Origin of the sequence: Klebsiella sp. P1954 (assembly GCF_018199955.1) — a bacterium.
Classification (GTDB): Bacteria; Pseudomonadota; Gammaproteobacteria; order Enterobacterales; family Enterobacteriaceae; genus Klebsiella; species Klebsiella pneumoniae.
This window is the reverse complement of sequence record NZ_CP073373.1, coordinates 2,096,708-2,121,454: the sequence shown is the minus strand read 5'-3', so window position 1 is coordinate 2,121,454 and position 24,747 is coordinate 2,096,708. Positions and strand designations below refer to the sequence as shown.

At 56.9% G+C, this 24,747-nt stretch carries 21 protein-coding genes; 16 read left to right on the top strand and 5 right to left on the bottom strand.

Annotated elements, in window-relative coordinates; all coding sequences use genetic code 11:
• Nucleotides 1-313: 313 nt before the first annotated feature.
• The 5 genes from leuD to leuL all read right to left on the bottom strand — a co-directional run bounded on the left by leuD (nucleotide 314) and on the right by leuL (nucleotide 5,177).
• Nucleotides 314-919: a 3-isopropylmalate dehydratase small subunit gene (gene leuD, locus KB890_RS10275; RefSeq protein ID WP_002888481.1), complete on the bottom strand. Its 606-nt coding sequence runs from the start codon at nucleotides 917-919 to the stop codon at nucleotides 314-316.
• A 10-nt stretch (nucleotides 920-929) separates the two neighbouring features.
• Nucleotides 930-2,330 (bottom strand): 3-isopropylmalate dehydratase large subunit, encoded by a 1,401-nt coding sequence (gene leuC, locus KB890_RS10270; protein WP_004177417.1) that lies wholly within the window; start codon nucleotides 2,328-2,330, stop codon nucleotides 930-932.
• A 2-nt stretch (nucleotides 2,331-2,332) separates the two neighbouring features.
• The gene (gene leuB / locus KB890_RS10265; RefSeq protein ID WP_002888487.1) at nucleotides 2,333-3,424 is read right to left on the bottom strand and encodes a 3-isopropylmalate dehydrogenase; all 1,092 of its coding nucleotides are present in this window, start codon (nucleotides 3,422-3,424) and stop codon (nucleotides 2,333-2,335) included.
• Nucleotides 3,424-4,995, bottom strand: coding sequence for a 2-isopropylmalate synthase (gene leuA / locus KB890_RS10260; protein WP_004178594.1), 1,572 nt, complete (start codon nucleotides 4,993-4,995; stop codon nucleotides 3,424-3,426). Before leuA ends, leuB begins: the two co-directional genes overlap by 1 nt.
• 95 nt (nucleotides 4,996-5,090) lie before the next feature.
• Complete coding sequence (gene leuL, locus KB890_RS10255) at nucleotides 5,091-5,177, bottom strand: leu operon leader peptide (protein WP_004222662.1); 87 nt, start codon at nucleotides 5,175-5,177, stop codon at nucleotides 5,091-5,093.
• A 613-nt stretch (nucleotides 5,178-5,790) separates the two neighbouring features.
• Here leuL and leuO point away from each other — a divergent pair.
• The 16 genes from leuO to KB890_RS10175 all read left to right on the top strand — a co-directional run bounded on the left by leuO (nucleotide 5,791) and on the right by KB890_RS10175 (nucleotide 24,746).
• Nucleotides 5,791-6,759, top strand: a complete 969-nt coding sequence (gene leuO, locus KB890_RS10250; protein ID WP_004192013.1) for a transcriptional regulator LeuO — start codon at nucleotides 5,791-5,793, stop codon at nucleotides 6,757-6,759.
• A 394-nt stretch (nucleotides 6,760-7,153) separates the two neighbouring features.
• Nucleotides 7,154-8,878, top strand: a complete 1,725-nt coding sequence (gene ilvI, locus KB890_RS10245) for an acetolactate synthase 3 large subunit (RefSeq protein WP_002888534.1) — start codon at nucleotides 7,154-7,156, stop codon at nucleotides 8,876-8,878.
• A gap of 2 nt (nucleotides 8,879-8,880) precedes the next feature.
• Nucleotides 8,881-9,372 (top strand): acetolactate synthase small subunit, encoded by a 492-nt coding sequence (gene ilvN, locus KB890_RS10240; RefSeq protein ID WP_002888536.1) that lies wholly within the window; start codon nucleotides 8,881-8,883, stop codon nucleotides 9,370-9,372.
• Between the two features lie 181 nt (nucleotides 9,373-9,553).
• Entirely contained in the window at nucleotides 9,554-10,558 is a 1,005-nt protein-coding gene (gene cra, locus KB890_RS10235) for a catabolite repressor/activator (RefSeq protein WP_020325301.1), read from the top strand.
• A gap of 640 nt (nucleotides 10,559-11,198) precedes the next feature.
• On the top strand, nucleotides 11,199-11,657 hold the full coding sequence (gene mraZ, locus KB890_RS10230; protein ID WP_002888541.1) for a division/cell wall cluster transcriptional repressor MraZ: 459 nt from the start codon (nucleotides 11,199-11,201) through the stop codon (nucleotides 11,655-11,657).
• Nucleotides 11,658-11,659: 2 nt separating this feature from the next.
• Nucleotides 11,660-12,601 carry a 16S rRNA (cytosine(1402)-N(4))-methyltransferase RsmH gene (gene rsmH, locus KB890_RS10225; RefSeq protein WP_002888547.1) on the top strand — a complete coding sequence of 314 codons (942 nt, stop codon included), beginning with the start codon at nucleotides 11,660-11,662 and terminating at the stop codon, nucleotides 12,599-12,601.
• A complete protein-coding gene (ftsL, locus tag KB890_RS10220) occupies nucleotides 12,598-12,963 on the top strand; it encodes a cell division protein FtsL (protein WP_002888550.1) in 366 nt (121 codons plus the stop codon). Before rsmH ends, ftsL begins: the two co-directional genes overlap by 4 nt.
• 15 nt (nucleotides 12,964-12,978) lie before the next feature.
• Nucleotides 12,979-14,745, top strand: a complete 1,767-nt coding sequence (locus tag KB890_RS10215; protein WP_002888559.1) for a peptidoglycan glycosyltransferase FtsI — start codon at nucleotides 12,979-12,981, stop codon at nucleotides 14,743-14,745.
• Nucleotides 14,732-16,219, top strand: coding sequence for a UDP-N-acetylmuramoyl-L-alanyl-D-glutamate--2,6-diaminopimelate ligase (murE, locus tag KB890_RS10210; protein ID WP_004147071.1), 1,488 nt, complete (start codon nucleotides 14,732-14,734; stop codon nucleotides 16,217-16,219). The genes KB890_RS10215 and murE overlap by 14 nt, the downstream gene beginning before the upstream one ends.
• Nucleotides 16,216-17,574, top strand: a complete 1,359-nt coding sequence (murF, locus tag KB890_RS10205; protein WP_004177411.1) for a UDP-N-acetylmuramoyl-tripeptide--D-alanyl-D-alanine ligase — start codon at nucleotides 16,216-16,218, stop codon at nucleotides 17,572-17,574. Before murE ends, murF begins: the two co-directional genes overlap by 4 nt.
• Nucleotides 17,568-18,650 (top strand): phospho-N-acetylmuramoyl-pentapeptide-transferase, encoded by a 1,083-nt coding sequence (mraY, locus tag KB890_RS10200; RefSeq protein ID WP_002888562.1) that lies wholly within the window; start codon nucleotides 17,568-17,570, stop codon nucleotides 18,648-18,650. The genes murF and mraY overlap by 7 nt, the downstream gene beginning before the upstream one ends.
• A gap of 2 nt (nucleotides 18,651-18,652) precedes the next feature.
• Nucleotides 18,653-19,969, top strand: a complete 1,317-nt coding sequence (murD, locus tag KB890_RS10195) for a UDP-N-acetylmuramoyl-L-alanine--D-glutamate ligase (RefSeq protein WP_004147075.1) — start codon at nucleotides 18,653-18,655, stop codon at nucleotides 19,967-19,969.
• Nucleotides 19,969-21,243, top strand: a complete 1,275-nt coding sequence (gene ftsW / locus KB890_RS10190) for a cell division protein FtsW (RefSeq protein WP_002888565.1) — start codon at nucleotides 19,969-19,971, stop codon at nucleotides 21,241-21,243. Before murD ends, ftsW begins: the two co-directional genes overlap by 1 nt.
• Nucleotides 21,240-22,310 carry an undecaprenyldiphospho-muramoylpentapeptide beta-N-acetylglucosaminyltransferase gene (gene murG / locus KB890_RS10185; RefSeq protein ID WP_002888566.1) on the top strand — a complete coding sequence of 357 codons (1,071 nt, stop codon included), beginning with the start codon at nucleotides 21,240-21,242 and terminating at the stop codon, nucleotides 22,308-22,310. The genes ftsW and murG overlap by 4 nt, the downstream gene beginning before the upstream one ends.
• A gap of 47 nt (nucleotides 22,311-22,357) precedes the next feature.
• Complete coding sequence (gene murC, locus KB890_RS10180) at nucleotides 22,358-23,833, top strand: UDP-N-acetylmuramate--L-alanine ligase (RefSeq protein WP_004178595.1); 1,476 nt, start codon at nucleotides 22,358-22,360, stop codon at nucleotides 23,831-23,833.
• Nucleotides 23,826-24,746: a D-alanine--D-alanine ligase gene (locus KB890_RS10175; RefSeq protein WP_002888623.1), complete on the top strand. Its 921-nt coding sequence runs from the start codon at nucleotides 23,826-23,828 to the stop codon at nucleotides 24,744-24,746. The genes murC and KB890_RS10175 overlap by 8 nt, the downstream gene beginning before the upstream one ends.
• Nucleotide 24,747: the final 1 nt, after the last annotated feature.

Sequence of the window (24,747 nt, the reverse complement as noted above, 5' to 3'; positions counted from 1 at the left end):
AACGAGGGGAAAAATCGAAAAATAATGCTTTTTTTTGTGCATAGCCATAGGGGTTCTCTATGAGATTAACGCTTTCTTCACATTCTTATATTTTTATATTAAATACTCGTGCCTTATTTTTACTTGCAGTGCAGGGAAAATACATAAACAGTGCTGGAGAAGGGGAGGAAAGCGGAATAATTCTTCTTTAGGCGGTAGGGCAGGGTGGCGGTAAGGTCTGACAATCAGCAAATTAAAATTGGTTTTTGTGCGTGAGATCGCAATTTTCTCCGCAATAAACTAAAAAGCCCGATCAAATGACCGGGCCCAAAGGTTAATTCATAAACGCCGGCAGCTTGCGTTCATAGTCGGAGATCGCCGCTTCATGCTGCAGCGTCAGGCCGATGCTATCCAGGCCGTTGAGCATGCAGTGGCGGCGGAAATCGTCGATCTTAAAGCTGTAGGTTTTATCCCCGGCTTTAACTACCTGCGCTTCCAGATCCACTTCAAACGTAATGCCCGGGTTGGCCTGCACCAGCTTGAACAGCTCGTCGACCTGCTCGTCGCTCAGGGTCACCGGCAGCAGCTGGTTATTGAAGCTGTTGCCGTAAAAAATATCGGCAAAGCTCGGGGCGATAACGACCTTAAAGCCGTAATCGGTCAGCGCCCACGGCGCGTGCTCGCGCGAGGAGCCGCAGCCGAAGTTTTCCCGCGCCAGCAGTATCGATGCCCCCTGGTACTCAGGAAAATTCAGCACGAACTCCGGGTTCGGCTGTTGACCTTTATCGTCGAGAAAGCGCCAGTCGTTAAACAGGTGCGCGCCAAAGCCGGTGCGGGTGACCTTCTGCAAAAATTGCTTAGGGATGATCGCGTCGGTATCGACGTTTGCAGCATCCAGCGGAACCACCAGGCCGGTATGTTGGGTAAATTTCTCTGCCATGATGGTCTCCTTACTTCAGATTACGGATATCGGCGAAATGGCCGGTAACGGCTGCCGCCGCGGCCATTGCCGGGCTCACCAGGTGCGTGCGTCCGCCGCGGCCCTGACGGCCTTCAAAGTTACGGTTGCTGGTTGAGGCACAGCGTTCGCCCGGATTCAGGCGATCATTATTCATTGCCAGACACATAGAGCAACCAGGTAAGCGCCACTCAAAGCCGGCTTCGATAAAGATCTTATCCAGACCTTCCGCTTCCGCCTGCGCTTTCACCGGACCAGAACCCGGCACCACCAGCGCCTGGACGCCCGGCGCCACTTTACGCCCTTTAGCGATTTCCGCCGCGGCGCGTAAATCTTCGATGCGCGAGTTGGTGCAGGAGCCGATAAACACTTTATCGATAGCGACTTCCGTCAGCGGGATCCCGGATTTCAGTCCCATATAGGCCAGCGCTTTTTCGGCGCTGGCGCGTTCCACCGGATCGCTGAACGACGCTGGATCGGGAATGTTATCCGTCACCGAGATCACCTGGCCCGGGTTGGTGCCCCAGGTCACCTGCGGGGCAATTTCCGCCGCCTGCAGCGTTACCACGGTATCAAACGTCGCGCCGTCGTCGGTTTTCAGGGTTTTCCAGTACGCTACGGCATCGTCAAAATCTTTGCCTTTCGGCGCATGCAGACGGCCGCGTACGTAATTGAAGGTGGTTTCGTCCGGCGCGACCAGGCCCGCTTTGGCGCCCATCTCGATCGCCATGTTGCACAGGGTCATACGCCCTTCCATGCTCAGATCGCGGATCGCTTCGCCGCAGAACTCAACCACATGGCCGGTGCCGCCGGCGCTACCGGTTTTACCAATGATGGCCAGCACGATATCTTTGGCGGTAATGCCCGGCGCCGCTTTGCCCTGGACTTCGATTTTCATGGTCTTCGCGCGGCCCTGTTTCAGGGTCTGGGTCGCCAGCACATGCTCCACTTCGGAGGTGCCGATACCGAACGCCAGCGCACCGAACGCGCCGTGGGTGGCGGTATGGGAGTCACCGCACACGATCGTCATCCCCGGCAGGGTAACCCCTTGTTCCGGGCCCATGACGTGGACGATGCCCTGATACGGGTGGTTCAGGTCGTACAGTTCAACGCCGAACTCTTTACAGTTCTTAATCAGCTCCTGCATCTGAATGCGGGCCATCTCACCGGACGCGTTAATGTCTTTGGTCTGCGTCGAGACGTTATGATCCATGGTAGCGAAGGTTTTACCCGGCTGGCGCACCTGGCGGCCATGGGCGCGCAGACCGTCAAACGCCTGCGGAGAGGTGACTTCGTGCACCAGATGGCGGTCGATATACAGCAGCGGGGTTTCGTTCTGCGCCTCATACACTACGTGCGCATCAAATAATTTTTCGTATAACGTCTTCGCCATGATTACACCCCTTCTGCGACATAGCGGGCAATAATATCGCCCATTTCATCAGTGCTGACCGCCGCCGTGCCGCGCGCTAAGTCGCCGGTTCGAACCCCTTCTTCTAAGGCGCGGTTGATCGCGTTTTCAATGGCGGTCGCCGCTTCGTCAGCATCGAGGCTGTAGCGCAGCAGCAGAGCCAGGGAGAGGATCTGCGCGATCGGGTTGGCGATATTTTTGCCGGCGATATCCGGTGCGGAACCGCCCGCCGGCTCGTACAGGCCAAAACCTTGTTCATTGAGGCTGGCGGACGGCAGCATACCCATCGAGCCGGTGATCATCGCGCACTCGTCGGAGAGGATGTCGCCAAACAGGTTGGAGCACAGCAGCACGTCGAACTGGGACGGATCTTTAATCAGCTGCATGGTGGCGTTATCGATATACATATGCGCCAGCTCAACGTCCGGATACTCCTTGCCGATCTCGCTGACGATTTCGCGCCACAGGATGGAGGACTGCAGAACGTTGGCCTTATCGATGGAAGTCACTTTGTGACGACGCTTGCGGGCGGATTCAAAAGCGATGCGCGCGATACGCTCGATCTCAAAGCGGTGATACACCTCGGTATCAAAGGCTTTCTCATGCTGACCGCTGCCTTCGCGGCCTTTCGGCTGGCCGAAGTAGATGCCGCCGGTCAGTTCGCGTACGCAGAGAATGTCGAAGCCGTTAGCAGCGATGTCGGCGCGCAGCGGGCAGAACTCTTCCAGCCCCTGATACAGTTTGGCCGGGCGCAGGTTGCTGAACAGTTTAAAGTGTTTACGCAGCGGCAGCAGCGCGCCACGCTCTGGTTGTTCCGCCGGCGGCAGGTGCTCCCATTTCGGACCGCCAACGGAGCCGAACAGGATCGCATCCGCCTGCTCGCATCCGGCGACGGTCGCCTGCGGCAGGGGAGTTCCCTGACGGTCGATGGCCGCCCCGCCAACGTCATACTGGCTGGTGGTAATGTGCATGGCAAAACGTTGGCGCACGGCTTCCAGTACTTTCATCGCCTGGTTCATCACTTCCGGGCCAATGCCATCACCCGGCAAAACGGCAATATGGTAATTCTTCGACATTACACGGTTTCCTTATTGTTCTCTTTATTCTGAGCTTTGCGTTGCAATTCTTTTTCGACTTCGGCGGCGCGCCAGATGTTGTTCAGCACGTGAACCATCGCTTTGGCTGACGACTCTACGATATCCGTTGCCAGACCAACGCCATGGAAGCGGCGGCCATTGTAGTCAACGACGATATCCACCTGGCCCAGGGCGTCTTTGCCGTGGCCTTTCGCGCTTAAGCCATACTTCACTAATTCAATGTTGTAGTCGGTGACGCGGTTAATCGCCTGGTAGATAGCATCGACCGGACCGTTGCCGTTGGCGGCTTCGGTTTTGATCTCATCCCCGCAGACCAGTTTGATCGAGGCGGTGGCGATATCGCTGGATCCGGATTGGACGTTGAAGTAATCCAGGCGGAAATGCTCTGGCTCTTCCTGCTGCTTGTTGATAAAGGCCAGCGCTTCCAGATCGTAATCGAAAACCTGGCCTTTTTTGTCCGCCAGCTTCAGGAATGCGTCGTACAGATGATCCAGGTTGTAATCGCTCTCCTGGTAGCCCATCTCTTCCATCCGGTGTTTCACCGCCGCGCGGCCGGAGCGGGAAGTCAGGTTCAGTTGCACCTGGTTCAGGCCGATAGATTCCGGGGTCATGATCTCGTAGTTTTCGCGGTTCTTCAGCACGCCGTCCTGGTGAATGCCGGAGGAGTGGGCGAAGGCGCCGGTGCCGACGATGGCCTTGTTCGCCGGGATCGGCATATTGCAGATCTGGCTGACGGTCTGGCTGGTGCGCCAGATTTCATGATGATTAATGTTGGTGTGCACGTTCATGATGTCTTTGCGCACTTTGATCGCCATGATCACTTCTTCCAGCGCGCAGTTGCCGGCGCGTTCGCCGATACCGTTCATCGCACCTTCTACCTGGCGCGCACCGGCGTGGACCGCGGCGAGGGCGTTACCGACAGCGATGCCCAGATCATCATGGGTGTGGACGGAAATAATTGCTTTGTCGATATTCGGCACGCGATCATACAGGCCGCTGATGATGTTGGCATATTCGAACGGCATGGTATAGCCGACGGTATCCGGGATATTAATGGTGGTGGCGCCGGCGTTGATCGCCGCTTCCACGACGCGAGCCAGATCGGCAATCGGCGTACGGCCGGCATCTTCACAGGAGAACTCAACGTCGTCAGTGTAGTTGCGTGCCCGCTTCACCATATAGATCGCGCGCTCAATAACCTCATCCAGCGTACTGCGCAGTTTGGTGGCGATATGCATCGGCGAGGTGGCAATAAAGGTATGAATACGGAAAGCCTCGGCCACTTTTAACGATTCCGCCGCCACGTCGATATCTTTCTCAACGCAGCGCGCCAGGGCGCACACGCGGCTGTTTTTAATGGTGCGTGCGATGGTTTGCACCGATTCAAAATCGCCCGGCGAGGATACCGGGAAACCGACTTCCATTACGTCGACCCCCATTCGCTCAAGGGCCAGTGCGATCTGCAGCTTCTCTTTGACACTCAGGCTTGCCTGTAACGCTTGTTCGCCATCACGTAAGGTCGTATCGAAAATAATGACTTGCTGGCTCATGGTTTGGATCCTTAGTCTGTGTCCTGGCGCCTTGTTGACGAGCATAAAAAAACCCGCGCCAAGGCGCGGGTTTTATAGTCTTGCTGGAAGATGACTTAACGCTGAACGTCGCCCAACAGCCTACCGCGCAAATGGCATGCGTTTAGTAGTAGTAGGCTGGTGATACGAGCGGTGCGAATCATTGCGTCAAACTCCAGATGAAATCGTTATGCTTTTAGAGTTACTGGATAGCCGTTTTAAAGTCAACCCCTGGCATGGAAAAAGCGTTTTGGGCTGACTAAATGAATTAGCAAAATGTGCTGATGTAAGCCCCATTTTGCCGAAGATCCTATTTTGGACCGAAGGCGGTTTATCCCCATTTGTTTCATTTGAAAAAGTGCTTTGCATTCAAGGCATCGTCGAACAGGTGTCGCCAATGAAGGGACAAAAAACGGTATCTGGATGAAAATATTAAATTTATTTTCCCTGTGAATGTATTCGAACGCTAGCGGATTATTTTTCAATGATAAAGGTTTGTTAATTTTATGGAGGGAAAAATAAAATACTTTATTATTGCTTAAGTTACAGTTAACTCGTGGTGCTGTTTTTATTTTTATGGATTATGGTTACACTTATCATCATTAAGTAATCAGTATGGTTTGAGCGGCTCAATTTTTTGATCAAGACCGTTTCTTCACTGCCACTCATAGCCTTGATATATTCCTAAAAATTTCTTTTGCTATTTTGTAAATGTCATTTGCATGGTAAATGATATTTTCGGCGCTAATTATAGCGGTTTAGTGAAGGGAATTCATCGTGACGGCGGAATTAGATATGTTAATTGAAACTCCAGAATATAAATCAGCCCCCGGACAGGAAGTCGTTAAACCTCAACTACGGATGGTTGATCTCAATCTGCTTACCGTTTTTGATGCGGTTATGCAAGAGCAGAATATTACTCGTGCCGCCCATACGCTCGGCATGTCACAACCCGCGGTGAGCAATGCGGTTTCACGACTGAAAGTGATGTTTAATGATGAGCTTTTTGTGCGCTATGGCCGCGGTATTCAGCCGACGGCGCGCGCCTATCAGCTGTTTGGCTCGGTACGCCAGGCGCTGCAGCTGGTCCAAAACGAATTGCCAGGCTCCGGTTTTGAACCGCTGAGCAGTGAGCGCGTGTTCCATCTGTGCGTCTGCAGCCCGCTGGATAACATCCTGACGTCGGTTATTTTTAATAAAGTTGCAGAGATAGCACCCAATATTCATTTAGTCTTTAAGTCTGCGCTGAATCAAAATACGGAACATCAGCTACGTTATCAGGAAACAGAATTCGTAATCGGTTATGAAGAGTTCCGTCGCCCTGAGTTTGCCTGCGTTCCGTTATTTAAAGACGAAATGGTCCTGGTCGCCAGTCGCAACCATCCGCGTATTTCCGGGCCGATGATGGAGGCGGATATTTATCGCGAGGAGCATGCCGCCGTTGCTCTTGACCGGTATGCCTCATTTAGTTTGCCGTGGTATGACACGGCCGATAAACAAGCGCGTATCGCCTATCAGGGTAATGCGATGGTCAGCGTATTAAACGTAGTATCGCAAACCCAGATGGTGGCCATTGCCCCGCGCTGGCTGGCAGATGAATTTGCTGACAAGCTTGCCCTGCAAATATTACCTTTGCCGTTGAAGGTCAACAGTCGGACCTGCTATCTCTCCTGGCACGAAGCCGCTGGTCGTGATAAAGGCCACCAGTGGATGGAAGAGCTGCTGGTGGACATTTGCAAGCGCTGACCCGACGACGATAGATAGCAAAGGAGCTTCGGCTCCTTTTTTTATATGACATAAATCAAATAAAGCAGAATTTTATTCTGTTTACCTTGCGCGAGGGGTTCGTTGTGTTCGTGAAAAATGGATCTATTCCTGTTATCACCCTTTTTCGCCGAGTATTTACCATTCTCTTTTCTTATCTCTGAAGCAATTCACCATATTTTCCCCTCACCGCTTTCTTTTCTTCTTATTCAAGAAATAAGGCCTCAGCTGCGGCGAATTGCCTGCCTGCTGGCGAGCAGTTATGGTAGTGGCATGCAGTACATTCACCTCAATGCGGAGGACCACTCCTTCGCATCGTGCGAGCGCGCGGAAATTGAGTTCCGCTGTCGTAAAACAATAAGCCTGGAGGCAAACCATGGAGATGTTGTCAGGAGCCGAGATGGTCGTCCAATCGCTTGTCGATCAGGGCGTCAAGCAAGTATTCGGCTATCCCGGAGGCGCAGTCCTCGATATCTATGATGCGTTACATACCCTTGGCGGTATCGATCATGTGCTGGTTCGTCACGAGCAGGCGGCGGTGCATATGGCGGATGGCCTGGCGCGGGCGACCGGGGAGGTCGGCGTGGTGCTGGTGACCTCTGGGCCTGGGGCGACGAACGCCATCACTGGCATTGCGACAGCCTATATGGACTCTATTCCGTTGGTGATCCTCTCGGGGCAGGTAGCCACCTCGCTTATTGGCTACGACGCCTTCCAGGAGTGCGACATGGTGGGGATTTCCCGTCCGGTGGTGAAGCACAGTTTCCTGGTGAAGCAGACCGAAGATATTCCCGGCGTGCTGAAGAAAGCCTTCTGGCTGGCGGCCAGCGGTCGCCCCGGTCCGGTAGTGGTCGATCTGCCGAAGGATATTCTCAATCCGGCGAAGAAGCTGCCTTACGTCTGGCCGGACGCGGTGAGCATGCGCTCGTATAACCCAACCACCAGTGGCCATAAAGGGCAGATTAAACGCGCCCTGCAGACCCTGGTGGCCGCAAGTAAGCCGGTCGTCTACGTCGGCGGCGGGGCGATCAATGCGCATTGCGAACCTCAGCTGCGCGAGCTGGTGGAAAAACTGAAGCTGCCGGTGGCCTCATCCTTGATGGGACTTGGCGCTTTCCCGGCGACACACTCGCAGGCGCTGGGGATGCTGGGGATGCACGGCACCTATGAAGCCAACATGACCATGCACCACTCGGACGTGATTTTTGCCGTCGGCGTTCGCTTTGACGACCGGACCACCAATAACCTGGCCAAGTATTGTCCGAACGCGACGGTACTGCATATTGATATCGATCCGACTTCAATCTCGAAAACCGTGCCGGCAGATGTGCCGATCGTCGGCGATGCCCGGCTGGTGCTGGAGCAGATGCTGGAGCTGCTGGAGCAGGAGGAAGCGCAGCAGCCGCTGGACGACATTCGCGACTGGTGGCAACAGATCGAGCAGTGGCGTGCCCGTCATTGTCTGCGCTACGACGACCAGAGCGATAAAATCAAACCGCAGGCGGTAATTGAAACTATCTGGCGGCTGACCCAGGGCGATGCCTACGTCACTTCCGATGTGGGTCAGCATCAGATGTTCGCCGCCCTGTATTACCCCTTCGATAAACCGCGGCGCTGGATTAACTCCGGTGGTCTCGGCACCATGGGCTTTGGCCTACCGGCTGCGCTGGGGGTCAAAATGGCTCTGCCGGACGAAATGGTGGTCTGCGTGACCGGTGACGGCAGTATCCAGATGAACATTCAGGAACTCTCCACTGCGCTGCAGTATGAGCTGCCGGTCCTGGTGCTTAACCTCAACAACCGCTATCTCGGGATGGTGAAGCAGTGGCAGGATATGCTCTATTCCGGGCGTCACTCGCAGTCCTATATGGAATCGCTACCGGACTTTGTCCGTCTGGCGGAAGCCTATGGCCACGTCGGGATCCGCATCAGCGAGCCGCAGGAGCTGGAGACGAAGCTTGCTGAAGCTCTGGAGCAGGTGCGCCAGCGTCGGCTGGTGTTTGTCGATGTGACCGTCGACGGCAGTGAGCATGTGTACCCCATGCAGATCCGCGGCGGCGGCATGGATGAAATGTGGTTGAGCAAAACGGAGAGGACCTGATTATGCGCCGGATATTATCGGTATTACTGGAAAACGAATCGGGCGCATTGTCCCGCGTTATCGGCCTCTTTTCCCAGCGTGGCTATAATATAGAAAGCCTGACTGTCGCGCCGACGGACGATCCCACTCTCTCCAGAATGACCATTCAGACCGTGGGCGATGAAAAAGCGATTGAGCAGATTGAAAAGCAACTGCACAAGCTGGTGGATGTCCTGCGGGTCAGCGAGCTGGGGCAGGGGGCTCATGTTGAACGCGAAATTATGCTGGTGAAGGTTCAGGCCAGCGGCTATGGCCGTGAAGAAGTGAAGCGCAACACCGAAATCTTCCGCGGACAGATTATCGACGTGACGCCTTCTATCTATACCGTCCAGCTCGCCGGCACCAGCGATAAGCTGGATGCATTTCTGGCCTCGCTGCGCGATGTCGCTCGGATTGTGGAAGTGGCTCGCTCCGGCGTGGTCGGCCTGTCTCGCGGTGATAAAATCATGCGCTAAGGATCGGGAACTGCTGTAAAAATAGCCCGGCAGAGACTGTCGGGCTTTTTTTTTTGCGAAATCAGTAGGAACTGTAAGCGAAAGCGGTTGCTGCGCTAACTATTCTGCGCTTAGATGTTATAAAAAGGATTCCATACCTGAATAATGGTTATGTTTGGCACTTCTTACCCAAGGGGCAATTGTGAAACTGGATGAAATCGCCCGGCTGGCCGGTGTTTCAAGAACCACCGCGAGCTATGTGATTAATGGCAAAGCGAAGCAGTACCGCGTAAGCGATAAAACGGTCGAAAAAGTGATGGCTGTGGTGCGAGAGCACAACTATCACCCAAATGCGGTCGCTGCTGGCCTGCGTGCAGGACGCACACGCTCTATCGGTCTGGTGATCCCGGATCTGGAAAACACCAGCTATACCCGGATTGCAAATTATCTCGAACGTCAGGCGCGTCAGCGCGGCTATCAGCTGCTGATTGCCTGCTCGGAGGATCAGCCCGATAACGAGATGCGCTGTATCGAGCATCTGCTGCAGCGCCAGGTGGACGCTATCATTGTCTCTACTTCGCTGCCGCCGGAGCATCCTTTTTATCAGCGCTGGGCTAACGACCCGTTTCCGATTGTCGCCCTCGACCGCGCCCTCGATCGCGAGCACTTCACCAGCGTGGTTGGCGCTGACCAGGATGACGCCGAGATGCTCGCAGCTGAGCTGCGGACGTTTCCTGGCGAAACGGTGCTCTATCTCGGCGCGCTGCCGGAGCTGTCGGTGAGCTTCCTGCGCGAACAGGGCTTCCGTAAAGCCTGGCAGGGCGATCCGCGTGAGGTGCATTATCTCTATGCCAACAGCTATGAGCGCGAAGCGGCGGCCCAGCTGTTTGAGAAATGGCTTGAAACCCATCCGATGCCACAGGCGCTGTTTACCACCTCTTTCCCGCTGCTGCAGGGCGTAATGGATGTGACCTTGCGTCGCGAGGGTAAACTGCCCTCCGAGCTGGCGATCGCCACCTTCGGTGATAATGAGCTGCTCGATTTTCTGCAGTGTCCGGTACTGGCCGTGGCCCAGCGTCATCGCGATGTCGCTGAGCGGGTGCTGGAGATCGTCCTCGCCAGCCTCGACGAACCTCGCAAGCCGAAGCCGGGTCTTAGCCGTATTCGCCGTAATCTCTATCGTCGCGGTAGCCTGAATCGCCGCTAAGGGCGCCATATCGCCAGCGCCCAGGTATAAACCTGGCAGGCCTGACCGTAAGCAGGCCGCTGGCGATAAATCAGGCAATTGACGTGCAAAATGCAAAACTGAATATATTTCAGACAAATCCCTAAACTTCTTTACGCGTTATTTTATTTTATTCACTGACCATCGTTTTGTGACTCCAAATGGGGTACAAAAAATGACTGCGCGGACTTTAATTGTATTATTTTGTTACATTCATCAGGTTAATTGCTGAATTAACACTCATTTTGTACGCGCCACGCTTTCATCCCCGTCATATCCCGCGCCTGGCCAGTCCCTCTGCCAGCAACAGGTACTGTTAACGGCCGGCATAATGGCCTAAAATGCCGCTCGCGTCGCAAACTGACACTTTATATTTTCCCGCCGAAGATATTCTGTTGTTTATAACTGTTACGAGTTTGTTGGTTATTTTCTTACACGTATTCATAACGTTAATTTGCCTCGCCTGTTGATGATTTTTTCATCAGGGCTAATGTCGGCTGTAAATAATGGGTTTTTGAGCTCCGTTGGCATCCGTGCTGGCTTGACAAGCTTTTCCTCCGCTCCGTAAACTCCTTCTGGTGGGAATTTGTGGGGTAAAGTGGCGAAAAGGGGTGAGGCTGGCATGTTCCGTGGAGCAACGTTAGTCAATCTCGACAGCAAAGGCCGCCTGGCCGTGCCAACGCGCTATCGCGAAGGGCTGATCGAGGACGCTGCCGGTCAATTGGTATGCACCATTGACATCCATCACCCGTGCCTGCTGCTTTATCCATTGCCTGAATGGGAAGTCATCGAGCAGAAATTGTCGCGTTTATCGAGCATGAATCCCGTTGAGCGGCGCGTACAGCGTTTGCTTTTGGGTCATGCCAGCGAATGTCAGATGGATAATGCCGGCCGCTTGCTGATTGCGCCGGTGTTACGGCAGCATGCCGGGCTGACAAAAGAAGTGATGCTGGTCGGGCAGTTTAATAAATTTGAACTGTGGGATGAAACGACCTGGTATCAACGGGTCAAGGAAGATATCGACGCTGAGCAGTCCGCGACCGGTGAACTGTCGGAGCGCCTGCAGGATTTGTCCTTATAAAAATGATGGAAAATTATAAACATACTACGGTACTTCTGGATGAAGCCGTCAACGGCCTCAATATTCGTCCAGACGGTATCTATATTGATGGTACTTTTGGCCGCGGTGGTCACTCGCGCCTGATCCTCTCCCGGCTGGGTGCGGAAGGACGCTTGCTGGCCATCGATCGCGACCCGCAGGCGATTGCCGTCGCGCAAACCATCGATGACCCCCGCTTTTCCATCGTACATGGTCCCTTTTCACAACTCGCTGAGTACGTCGGCGAGCGCAATCTTACCGGTAAGATCGACGGCATTCTGCTCGATCTCGGCGTCTCTTCCCCGCAGCTTGACGATGCGGAACGCGGCTTTTCCTTTATGCGTGACGGGCCGCTGGATATGCGCATGGATCCGACGCGCGGTCAGTCCGCGGCCGAATGGCTGCAGACGGCTGAAGAAGACGATATCGCCTGGGTGATTAAAACCTTTGGCGAAGAGCGTTTCGGCAAACGTATCGCCCGCGCGATCGTCGAACGTAATCGCATTCAGCCGATGACCCGCACCAAAGAGCTGGCGGAAGTCATCGCCGCGGCGATGCCGGTAAAAGATAAGCACAAACATCCCGCGACCCGTACCTTCCAGGCGGTGCGCATATGGGTAAACAGTGAACTGGAGGAGATAGAGCAGGCGCTAAAAAGCTCGCTCAGCGTGCTGGCCCCGGGCGGGCGGCTGTCGATCATTAGTTTTCATTCGCTGGAAGACCGCATTGTGAAGCGCTTTATGCGTGAGCAAAGCCGCGGTCCGCAGGTTCCGGCAGGAATACCGATGACCGAAGCGCAGCTCAAAAAACTGGGCGGCCGTGAGTTGCGAGCACTAGGCAAGTTGATGCCGGGCGAAGAAGAGGTGGCAGAGAATCCACGCGCCCGTAGTTCAGTGCTGCGTATCGCAGAGAGGACGAACGCATGATCGGCAGAGTGACAGAGGCCTTAAGCAAGGTTAAAGGGTCGATTGGAAGCAACGAGCGCCATGCTTTGCCTGGCGTGATCGGGGACGACCTTCTGCGGTTTGGGAAACTGCCACTCTGCCTGTTCATTTGCATCATTATTACGGCGATTACCGTGGTCACCACTGCGCATCACACGCGCCTGTTGACCGCGCAGCGTGAACAGCTGGTTCTGGAGCGCGACGCCCTGGATATTGAGTGGCGCAACCTGATCCTCGAAGAGAACGCGCTCGGCGATCACAGTCGGGTTGAGCGGATCGCGACCGAGAAGTTACAGATGCAACACGTCGATCCATCACAAGAAAATATCGTTGTACAGAAATAAGGATTATTGCGACGGATGAAAGCAGCGCCAAAAACGCCTAAAGCAAAACGTCAGGAAGAACAGGCCAACTTTATCAGTTGGCGTTTTGCGTTGCTGTGCGGCTGTATTCTGCTGGCGCTGGCTTTTCTGCTGGGTCGCGTCGCCTGGCTACAGGTGATCAGCCCCGATATGCTGGTGCGCCAGGGCGATATGCGTTCTCTGCGCGTACAGGAAGTGTCCACCGCGCGCGGGATGATAACCGATCGCTCCGGACGTCCGCTGGCGGTCAGCGTGCCGGTGAAGGCTATCTGGGCCGACCCGAAAGAGCTCCATGACGCCGGCGGGGTTACCCTGGATACACGCTGGAAGGCGCTGGCGGATGCCCTCAATATGCCGCTGGATCAGCTGGCGACGCGCATCAATACCAATCCGCGGATGCGGTTTATCTATCTGGCGCGTCAGGTTAATCCTGACATGGCCGATTACATCAAGAAGCTGAAGCTGCCGGGCATTCATCTGCGCGAAGAATCCCGTCGTTACTACCCTTCCGGGGAAGTAACCGCTCACCTCATCGGCTTTACCAACGTCGATAGTCAGGGGATTGAAGGGGTTGAGAAAAGCTTTGATAAATGGCTTACCGGTCAGCCGGGCGAGCGTATCGTACGTAAAGACCGCTATGGCCGGGTAATTGAAGACATCTCTTCTACCGATAGCCAGGCAGCGCACAACCTGGCGCTGAGTATCGACGAACGCCTGCAGGCGCTGGTCTATCGCGAGCTGAACAACGCCGTGGCCTTTAACAAAGCCGAGTCGGGCAGCGCCGTGTTAGTGGATGTTAACACCGGTGAAGTGCTGGCGATGGCCAACAGCCCATCCTATAACCCGAACAACTTCGCCGGTACGGCAAAAGACACCATGCGTAACCGTGCGATTACCGACGTGTTTGAGCCGGGTTCGACGGTGAAACCGATGGTGGTCATGACGGCGCTGCAGCGCGGTATCGTCAACGAAAATACCGTGCTCAATACCGTGCCTTATCGAATTAACGGCCACGAAATCAAAGACGTGGCGCGCTACAGCGAATTGACCCTGACCGGGGTGCTACAGAAGTCGAGTAACGTCGGTGTTTCTAAGCTGGCGTTAGCGATGCCGTCCTCAGCGTTAGTAGATACTTACTCACGTTTTGGGCTTGGAAAGGCGACCAATTTGGGGTTGGTCGGAGAACGCAGTGGCTTATATCCTCAAAAACAACGGTGGTCTGACATAGAGAGGGCCACCTTTTCTTTCGGCTATGGGCTAATGGTAACCCCGTTACAGTTAGCGCGAGTCTACGCAACGATTGGCAGCTATGGCATCTATCGCCCGTTGTCGATTACCAAAGTTGATCCTCCGGTTCCGGGCGAGCGCGTCTTCCCGGAATCACTCGTTCGTACCGTCGTTCATATGATGGAAAGCGTGGCGCTGCCCGGCGGCGGCGGTGTGAAAGCGGCGATCAAAGGCTATCGCATCGCGATTAAAACCGGTACGGCGAAAAAAGTGGGGCCGGATGGCCGCTATATCAACAAATATATTGCTTACACCGCAGGCGTTGCGCCCGCCAGCCATCCGCGCTTCGCGCTGGTGGTGGTGATCAACGACCCGCAGGCAGGTAAATACTACGGTGGCGCCGTTTCCGCGCCGGTCTTCGGTGCCATCATGGGCGGCGTATTGCGCACCATGAACATCGAGCCGGATGCGCTGGCAACGGGCGAAAAAAGTGAATTTGTAATTAATCAAGGCGAGGGAACAGGTGGCAGATCGTAATTTGCGCGACCTACTCGCTCCATGGGTGCCAAACGCACCGGAGCGCATTCTGCGAGAGATGACGCTGGACAGCCGGGTGGCTGCTTCCGGCGATCTCTTTATCGCGGTACAGGGTCATCAGGCGGACGGGCGTCGTTATATCCCGCAGGCGATAGCGCAAGGTGTGGCTGCCATTATTGCTGAAGCGCAGGGCGAAGCTAAAGACGGTGAGATCCGTGAAATGCACGGCGTGCCGGTTATCTACCTGAGCCAGCTTAACGAACGCTTATCGGCGCTGGCCGGGCGTTTTTATCATCAGCCGTCGCAGCAGCTGCGTCTGGTGGGCGTCACCGGCACCAACGGGAAAACCACCACCACTCAGCTGCTGGCGCAGTGGGCAAAGCTGCTCGGCGAAACCAGCGCGGTGATGGGGACCGTCGGTAACGGTCTGCTGGATAAAGTCGTTCCAACTGAAAACACCACCGGTTCCGCGGTGGACGTTCAACATGTGCTCTCCAGTCTGGTCGGGCAGGGGGCTACCTTCGGCGCGATGGAAGTCTCCTCCCACGGTCTGGTACAGCACCGCGTAGCGGCCCTGCAGTTTGCCGCCTCGGTGTTTACCAATCTCAGCCGCGATCATCTCGACTACCATGGCGACATGGAGCACTACGAAGCGGCGAAATGGCTGCTGTACTCCACCCATCATTGCGGTCAGGCCATCGTCAATGCTGACGATGAAGTCGGTCGTCGCTGGCTGGCGAAGCTGCCGGACGCGGTGGCGGTATCGATGGAAGATCATATCAACCCGAATTGCCACGGCCGCTGGCTAAAGGCTACTGCGGTGAACTATCACGACAGCGGGGCGACCATCCAGTTTGACTCCAGCTGGGGCAAGGGCGAAATCGAAAGCCGCCTGATGGGCGCCTTTAACGTCAGCAATCTGCTGCTGGCGCTGGCCACGCTGCTGGCGCTGGGCTATCCGCTGGCCGATCTGCTGAAGAGCGCAGCGCGTTTACAGCCGGTGTGCGGCCGTATGGAAGTGTTCAGCGCGCCGGGTAAACCTGCCGTGGTGGTAGATTATGCCCATACGCCTGACGCGCTGGAAAAAGCGCTGCAGGCGGCACGCCTGCACTGCAGCGGCAAGCTGTGGTGCGTCTTCGGCTGCGGCGGCGACCGCGACAAAGGTAAACGTCCGTTGATGGGCGCTATCGCGGAAGAGTTTGCCGACATCGTGGTCGTTACTGACGATAACCCGCGCACCGAAGAGCCGCGGGCGATTATCAACGATATTCTGGCCGGCATGCTCGATGCAGGTCAGGCGAAGGTGATGGAAGGCCGCGCGGAAGCGGTGACCAACGCCGTGATGCAGGCGAAAGAGAACGACGTGGTGCTGGTGGCGGGTAAAGGCCATGAAGATTACCAGATCGTCGGCAACCGCCGTCTGGATTATTCCGACCGCGTGACCGTCGCGCGTCTGCTGGGAGCGGTAGCATGATTCGCTTTACGTTAAGTCAACTTGCCGCGATCGCCCATGGCGAACGGCAGGGTAGCGATGTCGCTATCGACGAGGTGACCACCGATACCCGTAAAGTGACGGCGGGCTGCCTGTTTGTGGCGCTGAAAGGGGAGCGTTTCGACGCCCATGATTTTGCCGAACAGGCGAAAGCGGCGGGCGCCGGCGCGCTGCTGGTGAGTCGTCCGCTGGCCTGCGATCTCCCGCAGGTGATTGTGAACGATACCCGGCAGGCTTTCGGTGAGTTAGCCGCCTGGGTGCGTCAGCAGGTGCCGACTCGTGTCGTCGCCTTGACCGGCTCGTCCGGTAAAACCTCGGTTAAAGAGATGACCGCGGCGATCCTCAGCCAGTGCGGCAACACGCTGTATACTGCCGGCAACCTGAACAACGATATCGGCGTCCCGATGACGCTACTGCGGCTGACCAAAGAGCATCAGTACGCGGTGATCGAACTCGGCGCCAACCACCAGGGCGAAATCGCCTGGACCGTCAGCCTGACGCGTCCGGAAGCGGCGCTGGTCAACAACCTTGCTGCGGCGCACCTGGAAGGTTTCGGTTCGCTGGCGGGCGTGGCGAAGGCGAAGGGCGAAATCTATACCGGTCTGCCGGAAAATGGCATCGCCATCCTCAATGCCGACAATAACGACTGGCTGAACTGGCAGGCGGTGATTGGCGATCGCAAAGTGTGGCGCTTCTCGCCGAACGCGGCGAACAGCGATTTCACGGCGACCAACGTGCAGATCACCAGCCACGGCACCGAATTTACGCTGCAGACCCCAACCGGCAACGTTGACGTACTGCTGCCGCTGCCGGGACGCCACAACATCGCTAATGCGCTGGCCGCCACTTCGCTGGCGATGGCGGTAGGCGCCGATTTGGCGGCGGTGAAAGCCGGACTGGCGCAGCTGCAGGCCGTTCCGGGACGTCTGTTCCCGATCCGGCTGACCGAGAGCCAGCTGCTGCTGGATGATTCCTATAACGCTAACGTTGGTTCGATGACCGCGGCGGTGCAGGTGCTGTCAGAGATGCCCGGCTTTCGCACGATGGTGGTCGGCGATATGGCAGAGCTTGGCGCGGAGAGCGCGGCCTGCCATCGCGAAGTCGGCGAAGCGGCGAAAGCGGCGGGTCTGGATTGCGTCCTCAGCGTCGGCGCCTTGAGCGCGGATATCAGCCGCGCCAGCGGCGTGGGCGAACATTTTAACGATAAAGCCGCCGTGGTGGCTCGCCTGCGCGAGCTGCTGGCGGAGCACAAAATAATGACCATTTTAGTGAAGGGTTCACGTAGTGCCGCCATGGAAGAGGTAGTACGCGCATTACAGGAGACTGGGACATGTTAGTATGGCTGGCCGAACACTTGGTCAAATATTATTCCGGCTTTAACGTCTTTTCATATCTGACGTTTCGCGCCATCGTCAGCCTGCTGACCGCGCTGTTCATCTCGTTGTGGATGGGCCCGCGCATGATCGCCCGTCTGCAAAAACTCGCCTTTGGCCAGGTCGTACGTAACGACGGCCCGGAGTCTCATTTCAGTAAACGCGGTACTCCGACCATGGGCGGGATCATGATCCTCACCGCGATCACCGTTTCCGTTCTGCTGTGGGCCTATCCATCTAACCCGTACGTCTGGTGCGTACTGACGGTATTAATCGGCTACGGCATCATCGGTTTCGTTGATGATTACCGTAAAGTCGTGCGCAAAGATACCAAAGGCCTGATCGCCCGCTGGAAGTATTTCTGGATGTCGGTGATCGCCCTGGGCGTGGCCTTCGCGCTGTATCTGGCGGGGAAAGATACCCCGGCAACCGAGCTGGTGGTGCCGTTCTTTAAAGACGTAATGCCGCAGCTGGGGCTGTTCTATATCTTGCTGGCCTACTTCGTTATCGTCGGTACCGGCAACGCCGTCAACCTGACCGACGGCCTCGACGGCCTGGCGATTATGCCGACCGTTTTCGTCGCGGCAGGCTTTGCGCTGGTGGCATGGGCCACCGGCAACATGAATTTCGCCAACTACCTGCATATCCCGTATCTGCGCCACGCTGGCGAGCTGGTGATCGTCTGTACGGCGATTGTCGGGGCGGGGCTGGGCTTCCTGTGGTTCAACACCTACCCGGCGCAAGTCTTTATGGGCGACGTCGGTTCACTGGCGCTCGGCGGCGCGTTGGGCATTATCGCCGTGCTGCTGCGTCAGGAGTTCCTGCTGGTGATCATGGGCGGGGTTTTCGTGGTGGAAACGCTGTCGGTTATTCTGCAGGTCGGCTCCTTTAAGCTGCGCGGTCAGCGCATCTTCCGCATGGCGCCGATCCACCACCACTATGAACTGAAAGGCTGGCCGGAGCCGCGCGTTATCGTGCGCTTCTGGATTATTTCGCTGATGCTGGTGCTGATTGGCCTGGCGACGCTGAAGGTACGTTAATCATGGCAGATTATCAGGGTAAAAAAGTCGTCATTATTGGGCTGGGTATGACCGGCCTGTCATGCGTGGACTTTTTCATGGCGCGCGGCGTAACCCCGCGCGTGATGGACACCCGCGTCGCGCCTCCGGGGCTGGATAAATTACCCGAATCGGTCGAATGCCATGTCGGCGGACTCAATGATACCTGGCTGCTGGCGGCGGACCTGATTGTCGCCAGTCCGGGGATTGCGCTGGCCCATCCTTCGCTCAGCGCAGCGGCCGACGCTGGCGTAGAGATCGTTGGCGATATCGAACTGTTCTGCCGCGAAGCGCAGGCGCCGATTATCGCCATTACCGGTTCTAACGGCAAAAGCACTGTTACTACCCTGGTGGGCGAGATGGCGAAAGCCGCTGGAGTTAACGTCGGCGTGGGCGGCAATATCGGCCTGCCGGCGCTGATGCTGCTGGACACCGATCGAGAGCTGTATGTGCTGGAGCTCTCCAGCTTCCAGCTGGAAACCACCTCCAGCCTGCAGGCGGTGGCGGCAACCATCCTCAACGTGACTGAGGACCATATGGACCGCTACCCGCTGGGGCTGCAGCAGTATCGCGCGGCGAAGCTGCGGATTTACGAGAATGCGAAGACCTGCGTGGTGAATGCGGACGATGCGCTCACCATGCCGGTACGCGGGGCGGACGAACGCTGCATTAGCTTTGGCGTCGATGTCGGTGACTACCACCTTAACCGCCAGCAGGGCGAAACCTGGCTGCGCGTTAAAGGTGAGAAAGTCCTCAATGTGAAAGAGATGCCTCTCACCGGTCAGCATAACTACAGCAACGCCCTGGCGGCGCTGGCGCTGGCCGATGCCGCAGGTCTGCCGCGGGCCAGCAGCCTGAAGGCGCTGACCACCTTTACCGGTCTGGCGCACCGTTTCCAGTTGGTGCTGGAACACAACGGCGTACGCTGGATTAACGACTCGAAGGCGACCAACGTCGGCAGCACCGAGGCGGCGCTGAACGGCCTGCAGCTGGACGGCACGCTCTATCTGCTGCTGGGCGGCGACGGCAAGTCCGCTGATTTTACCCCGCTGAAGCGCTACCTCGGCGGCGATCGTATTCGCCTGTACTGCTTTGGTCGCGATGGCGCCGAGCTCGCTGAGCTGCGTCCTGAGGTGGCGGTACAAACTGAGACTATGGAACAGGCGATGCGTCAGATTGCTCCCCTGGTGAAAGCGGGGGACATGGTGCTCCTGTCGCCGGCCTGCGCCAGCCTGGATCAGTTTAAGAACTTTGAACAACGGGGCGAGATGTTTGCCCGTCTGGCGAAGGAGTTAGGTTGATGCGTTTCTCTCTCCCACGCCTGAGAATGCCGCAGCTGAGCCTGCCTCGGCTGAGACTGCCGCGATTGCCGGGGATGTTTATTTTCGCCTGGCTATTCGCTGCGCTGAAAGGCTGGGTGATGGGCTCGCGCCCGAAAGATAACGACAGTCTGGTGATGTATGACCGGATGCTGCTATGGCTGACCTTCGGCCTGGCGGCGATCGGCTTTATTATGGTGACCTCGGCGTCGATGCCGGTCGGACAGCGCCTGGCGAACGATCCTTTCCTCTTCGCCAAGCGTGACGGCCTGTACATTGTGCTGGCCTTCGCGCTGGCGATGATTACGCTACGTCTGCCGATGGATTTCTGGCAGCGCCACAGTACCGCGATGCTGATCGCCTCGATCGTCATGCTGCTGATCGTACTGGTAGTAGGCAGCTCGGTAAACGGCGCATCGCGCTGGATAGCCCTTGGTCCGCTGCGTATTCAGCCGGCGGAGTTTACCAAGCTGTCGCTGTTCTGCTACATCGCCAACTATCTGGTGCGTAAAGCCGACGAAGTGCGTAACAACCTGCGCGGCTTCTTAAAACCGATGGGCGTGATTTTCGTACTGGCCATCCTGCTGCTGGCGCAGCCTGACCTCGGTACCGTGGTGGTCCTGTTCGTCACCACGCTGGCGATGCTGTTTCTCGCCGGCGCGAAGCTGTGGCAGTTCATCGCCATTATCGGCATGGGTATTTCGGCGGTGGTCCTGCTGATCCTCGCCGAACCATACCGTATTCGCCGCGTGACCTCCTTCTGGAACCCGTGGGAAGACCCGTTCGGCAGCGGCTACCAGCTGACCCAGTCGCTGATGGCTTTCGGCCGCGGCGAGATGTGGGGGCAGGGCCTCGGCAACTCGGTGCAAAAACTGGAGTATTTACCGGAAGCGCACACTGACTTTATCTTCGCCATTATCGGCGAAGAACTCGGTTATATCGGTGTGGTACTGGCGCTTTTAATGGTATTCTTCGTCGCTTTCCGCGCCATGTCGATTGGCCGTAAAGCGCTGGAGATCGATCATCGCTTTTCCGGCTTCCTCGCCTGTGCGATTGGTATCTGGTTTAGCTTCCAGGCGTTAGTTAACGTCGGCGCGGCGGCGGGGATGCTGCCGACGAAAGGTCTGACGCTGCCGCTGATCAGTTATGGTGGTTCCAGTCTGTTGATTATGTCGACGGCCATTATGTTGTTGTTGCGAATTGATTATGAAACGCGTCTGGAAAAAGCCCAGGCGTTTACACGGGGTGTGCGATGAGCGGTCAGGAAAAGCGGTTGATGGTGATGGCGGGCGGTACCGGCGGGCATGTGTTCCCGGGACTGGCGGTCGCGCACCATTTAATGGACCAGGGCTGGCAGGTTCGCTGGCTGGGTACCGCCGATCGTATGGAAGCGGATTTAGTGCCGAAAAACGGCATCGAAATTGATTTTATCCGCATCTCCGGCCTGCGTGGCAAAGGTATCAAAGCGCAGCTACTGGCGCCGGTGCGTATCTTTAACGCCTGGCGTCAGGCGCGGGCGATCATGAAGCGTTTCCAGCCGGACGTGGTGCTGGGTATGGGCGGCTATGTTTCCGGGCCTGGCGGTCTGGCGGCGTGGTCGCTGGGGATCCCGGTGGTCCTCCACGAGCAAAACGGCATTGCCGGCCTGACTAACAAGTGGCTGGCGAAGATTGCGAAGAAAGTGATGCAGGCGTTTCCCGGCGCGTTCCCGCATGCGGACGTCGTTGGGAACCCGGTGCGCACCGATGTACTGGCGCTGCCGCTGCCAGGTCAGCGTCTGGTTGGCCGTCAGGGGCCGATTCGCGTGCTGGTGGTCGGTGGCTCTCAGGGCGCGCGCGTCCTGAACCAGACGATGCCGCAGGTGGCGGCGAAGCTCGGCGCTACGGTGACCATCTGGCATCAAAGCGGCAAAGGCGGCCAGCAAACCGTGCAGCAGGCCTATGCCGCCGCCGGACAGCCGCAGCATAAAGTGACGGAATTTATTGATGACATGGCCGCGGCGTATGCCTGGGCAGATGTTGTGGTTTGCCGTTCCGGCGCGCTGACGGTTAGCGAAATCGCGGCCGCAGGTTTACCAGCGCTGTTTGTCCCGTTCCAGCACAAAGATCGTCAGCAGTACTGGAATGCGCTGCCGCTGGAGAAAGCCGGCGCGGCGAAAATTCTTGAACAGCCTGAGTTCACGGTAGAGGCGGTTGCCTCTACCCTGGCGAGCTGGGATCGGGAAACCTTGCTGGATATGGCGGAACGAGCGCGTGGCGCTTCGATTCCGGACGCTACCGAGCGGGTAGCAGAAGAGGTCAGCGCCGTAGCTTTGGCGCGCTAATTGCGGTGATTTTCACCGCCCGAATACAGAAGTTGATGGCGTAAAGAATGAATACACAAGATTTGGCAAAACTGCGTTCCATAGTGCCCGAGATGCGTCGCGTTCGGCACATTCACTTTGTCGGCATCGGCGGTGCCGGTATGGGCGGTATTGCCGAAGTGTTGGCTAACGAAGGTTACCAGATCAGCGGCTCCGACCTGGCGCCGAATCCGGTGACCCAGCAGCTGTCGCAGCTTGGCGCCACCATTTATTTCAACCATCGCCCGGAAAACGTGCGTGATGCCAGCGTGGTTGTCGTTTCCAGCGCGATTTCGGCAGATAACCCGGAAATCGTTGCCGCGCATGAGGCGCGTATCCCGGTGATCCGTCGTGCCGAAATGCTGGCGGAACTTATGCGCTTTCGCCACGGGATCGCCATTGCCGGGACCCACGGCAAAACCACCACCACCGCGATGGTATCCAGCATTTACGCCGAGGCCGGGCTGGACCCGACCTTCGTCAACGGCGGACTGGTAAAAGCGGCGGGCGTACATGCCCGTCTTGGCCATAGCCGTTACCTGATCGCGGAAGCGGATGAGAGCGACGCGTCGTTTCTGCATCTGCAGCCGATGGTGGCCATTGTCACCAACATCGAAGCCGATCACATGGATACCTACCATGGCGACTTTGAGAATCTGAAGCAGACCTTTATCAACTTCCTGCACAACCTGCCGTTCTACGGACGCGCGGTGATGTGCGTGGACGATCCGGTGATCCGGGAACTGTTGCCGCGCGTTGGCCGGCAGATCACCACCTACGGTTTTAGCGACGACGCCGACGTACGCGTCGAGGACTATCGTCAGGTTGGGGCGCAGGGGCATTTCCGCCTGGTGCGCCAGGATAAAGCGATCCTGCAGGTGACGCTCAATGCCCCGGGACGCCATAACGCGCTGAACGCGGCGGCGGCCGTCGCCGTGGCGACGGAAGAGGGGATTGACGATCGGGCTATTCTGCGCGCACTGGAGAGCTTCCAGGGAACTGGACGCCGCTTTGATTTTCTTGGCGAGTTTCCGCTGGCCGAAGTCAACGGCAAACCGGGCAGCGCGATGCTGATCGATGATTACGGTCACCACCCGACGGAAGTGGACGCCACCATTAAAGCAGCGCGCGCCGGCTGGCCGGATAAAAACCTGGTGATGCTATTCCAGCCGCACCGTTATACCCGTACCCGCGATCTGTATGATGATTTTGCCAACGTGCTGACCCAGGTGGATGCCCTGCTGATGCTGGACGTCTATCCGGCGGGCGAAGCGCCGATCCCGGGCGCCGACAGCCGCTCGCTGTGCCGCACCATTCGCGGTCGCGGGAAAGTGGATCCGATCCTGGTGCCCGATTCGGCCCAGGCCGCGGAGATGCTGGCGTCAGTCCTGACCGGCAACGATTTAGTACTGGTGCAGGGCGCCGGTAACATCGGTAAAATCGCCCGCCACCTGGCTGAAATCAAACTGATCCCGCAAAAAACGGAGGAGGAGCGCCATGGCTGATAAAATCGCGGTGCTTTTCGGTGGAACCTCCGCTGAACGTGAAGTGTCGCTGAATTCAGGCGCGGCGGTGCTGGCCGGGCTGCGTGAAGGCGGGGTGGACGCCCATCCGGTCGACCCGCGCGATGTTGATATTACCCAGCTAAAAAAGCAGGGCTTTAAGAAAGCGTTTATTGCCCTCCACGGCCGCGGCGGGGAAGATGGCACTCTGCAGGGGCTGCTGGAGTTAATCCAGCTGCCTTATACCGGCAGCGGCGTGATGGCTTCGGCGATTTCAATGGATAAACTGCGCAGCAAGTGGCTGTGGCAGGGCGCCGGATTACCGGTCGCGCCGTGGGTGGCGCTGACCCGCGCCCAGTTTGCCGCCGGGCTGTCTACTGACGTCGAACAGCAAATTGCGGCGCTGGGTCTGCCGGTCATCATCAAGCCGAGCCGTGAAGGCTCCAGCGTCGGGATGTCGAAAGTCAGCGAAAGTTGTGATTTAGCAAGTGCATTGGCGTTGGCTTTTCAGCATGATGATGAAGTTTTGGTCGAAAAATGGCTCAGTGGACCGGAATTTACCGTCGCCATAGTCGGTGAAGAAATTTTACCGTCAATACGTATCCAGGCCGCGGGAACCTTCTATGATTATGAGGCGAAGTATCTCTCTGATGAGACGCAATATTTCTGCCCAGGATTTGAAGATCCCGCGCGTGAGTCAGCTATTCAGAACCTGGTGCTTAAAGCCTGGAATGTTCTGGGTTGCAAAGGCTGGGGCCGTATTGACGTGATGCTGGACAGCGATGGCCAGTTTTATCTGCTGGAAGCGAATACTTCCCCGGGCATGACCAGCCATAGCCTTGTGCCAATGGCGGCGCGTCAGGCAGGAATGAGCTTCTCCCAGCTTGTTGTACGAATTCTGGACCTGGCGGGGTGAT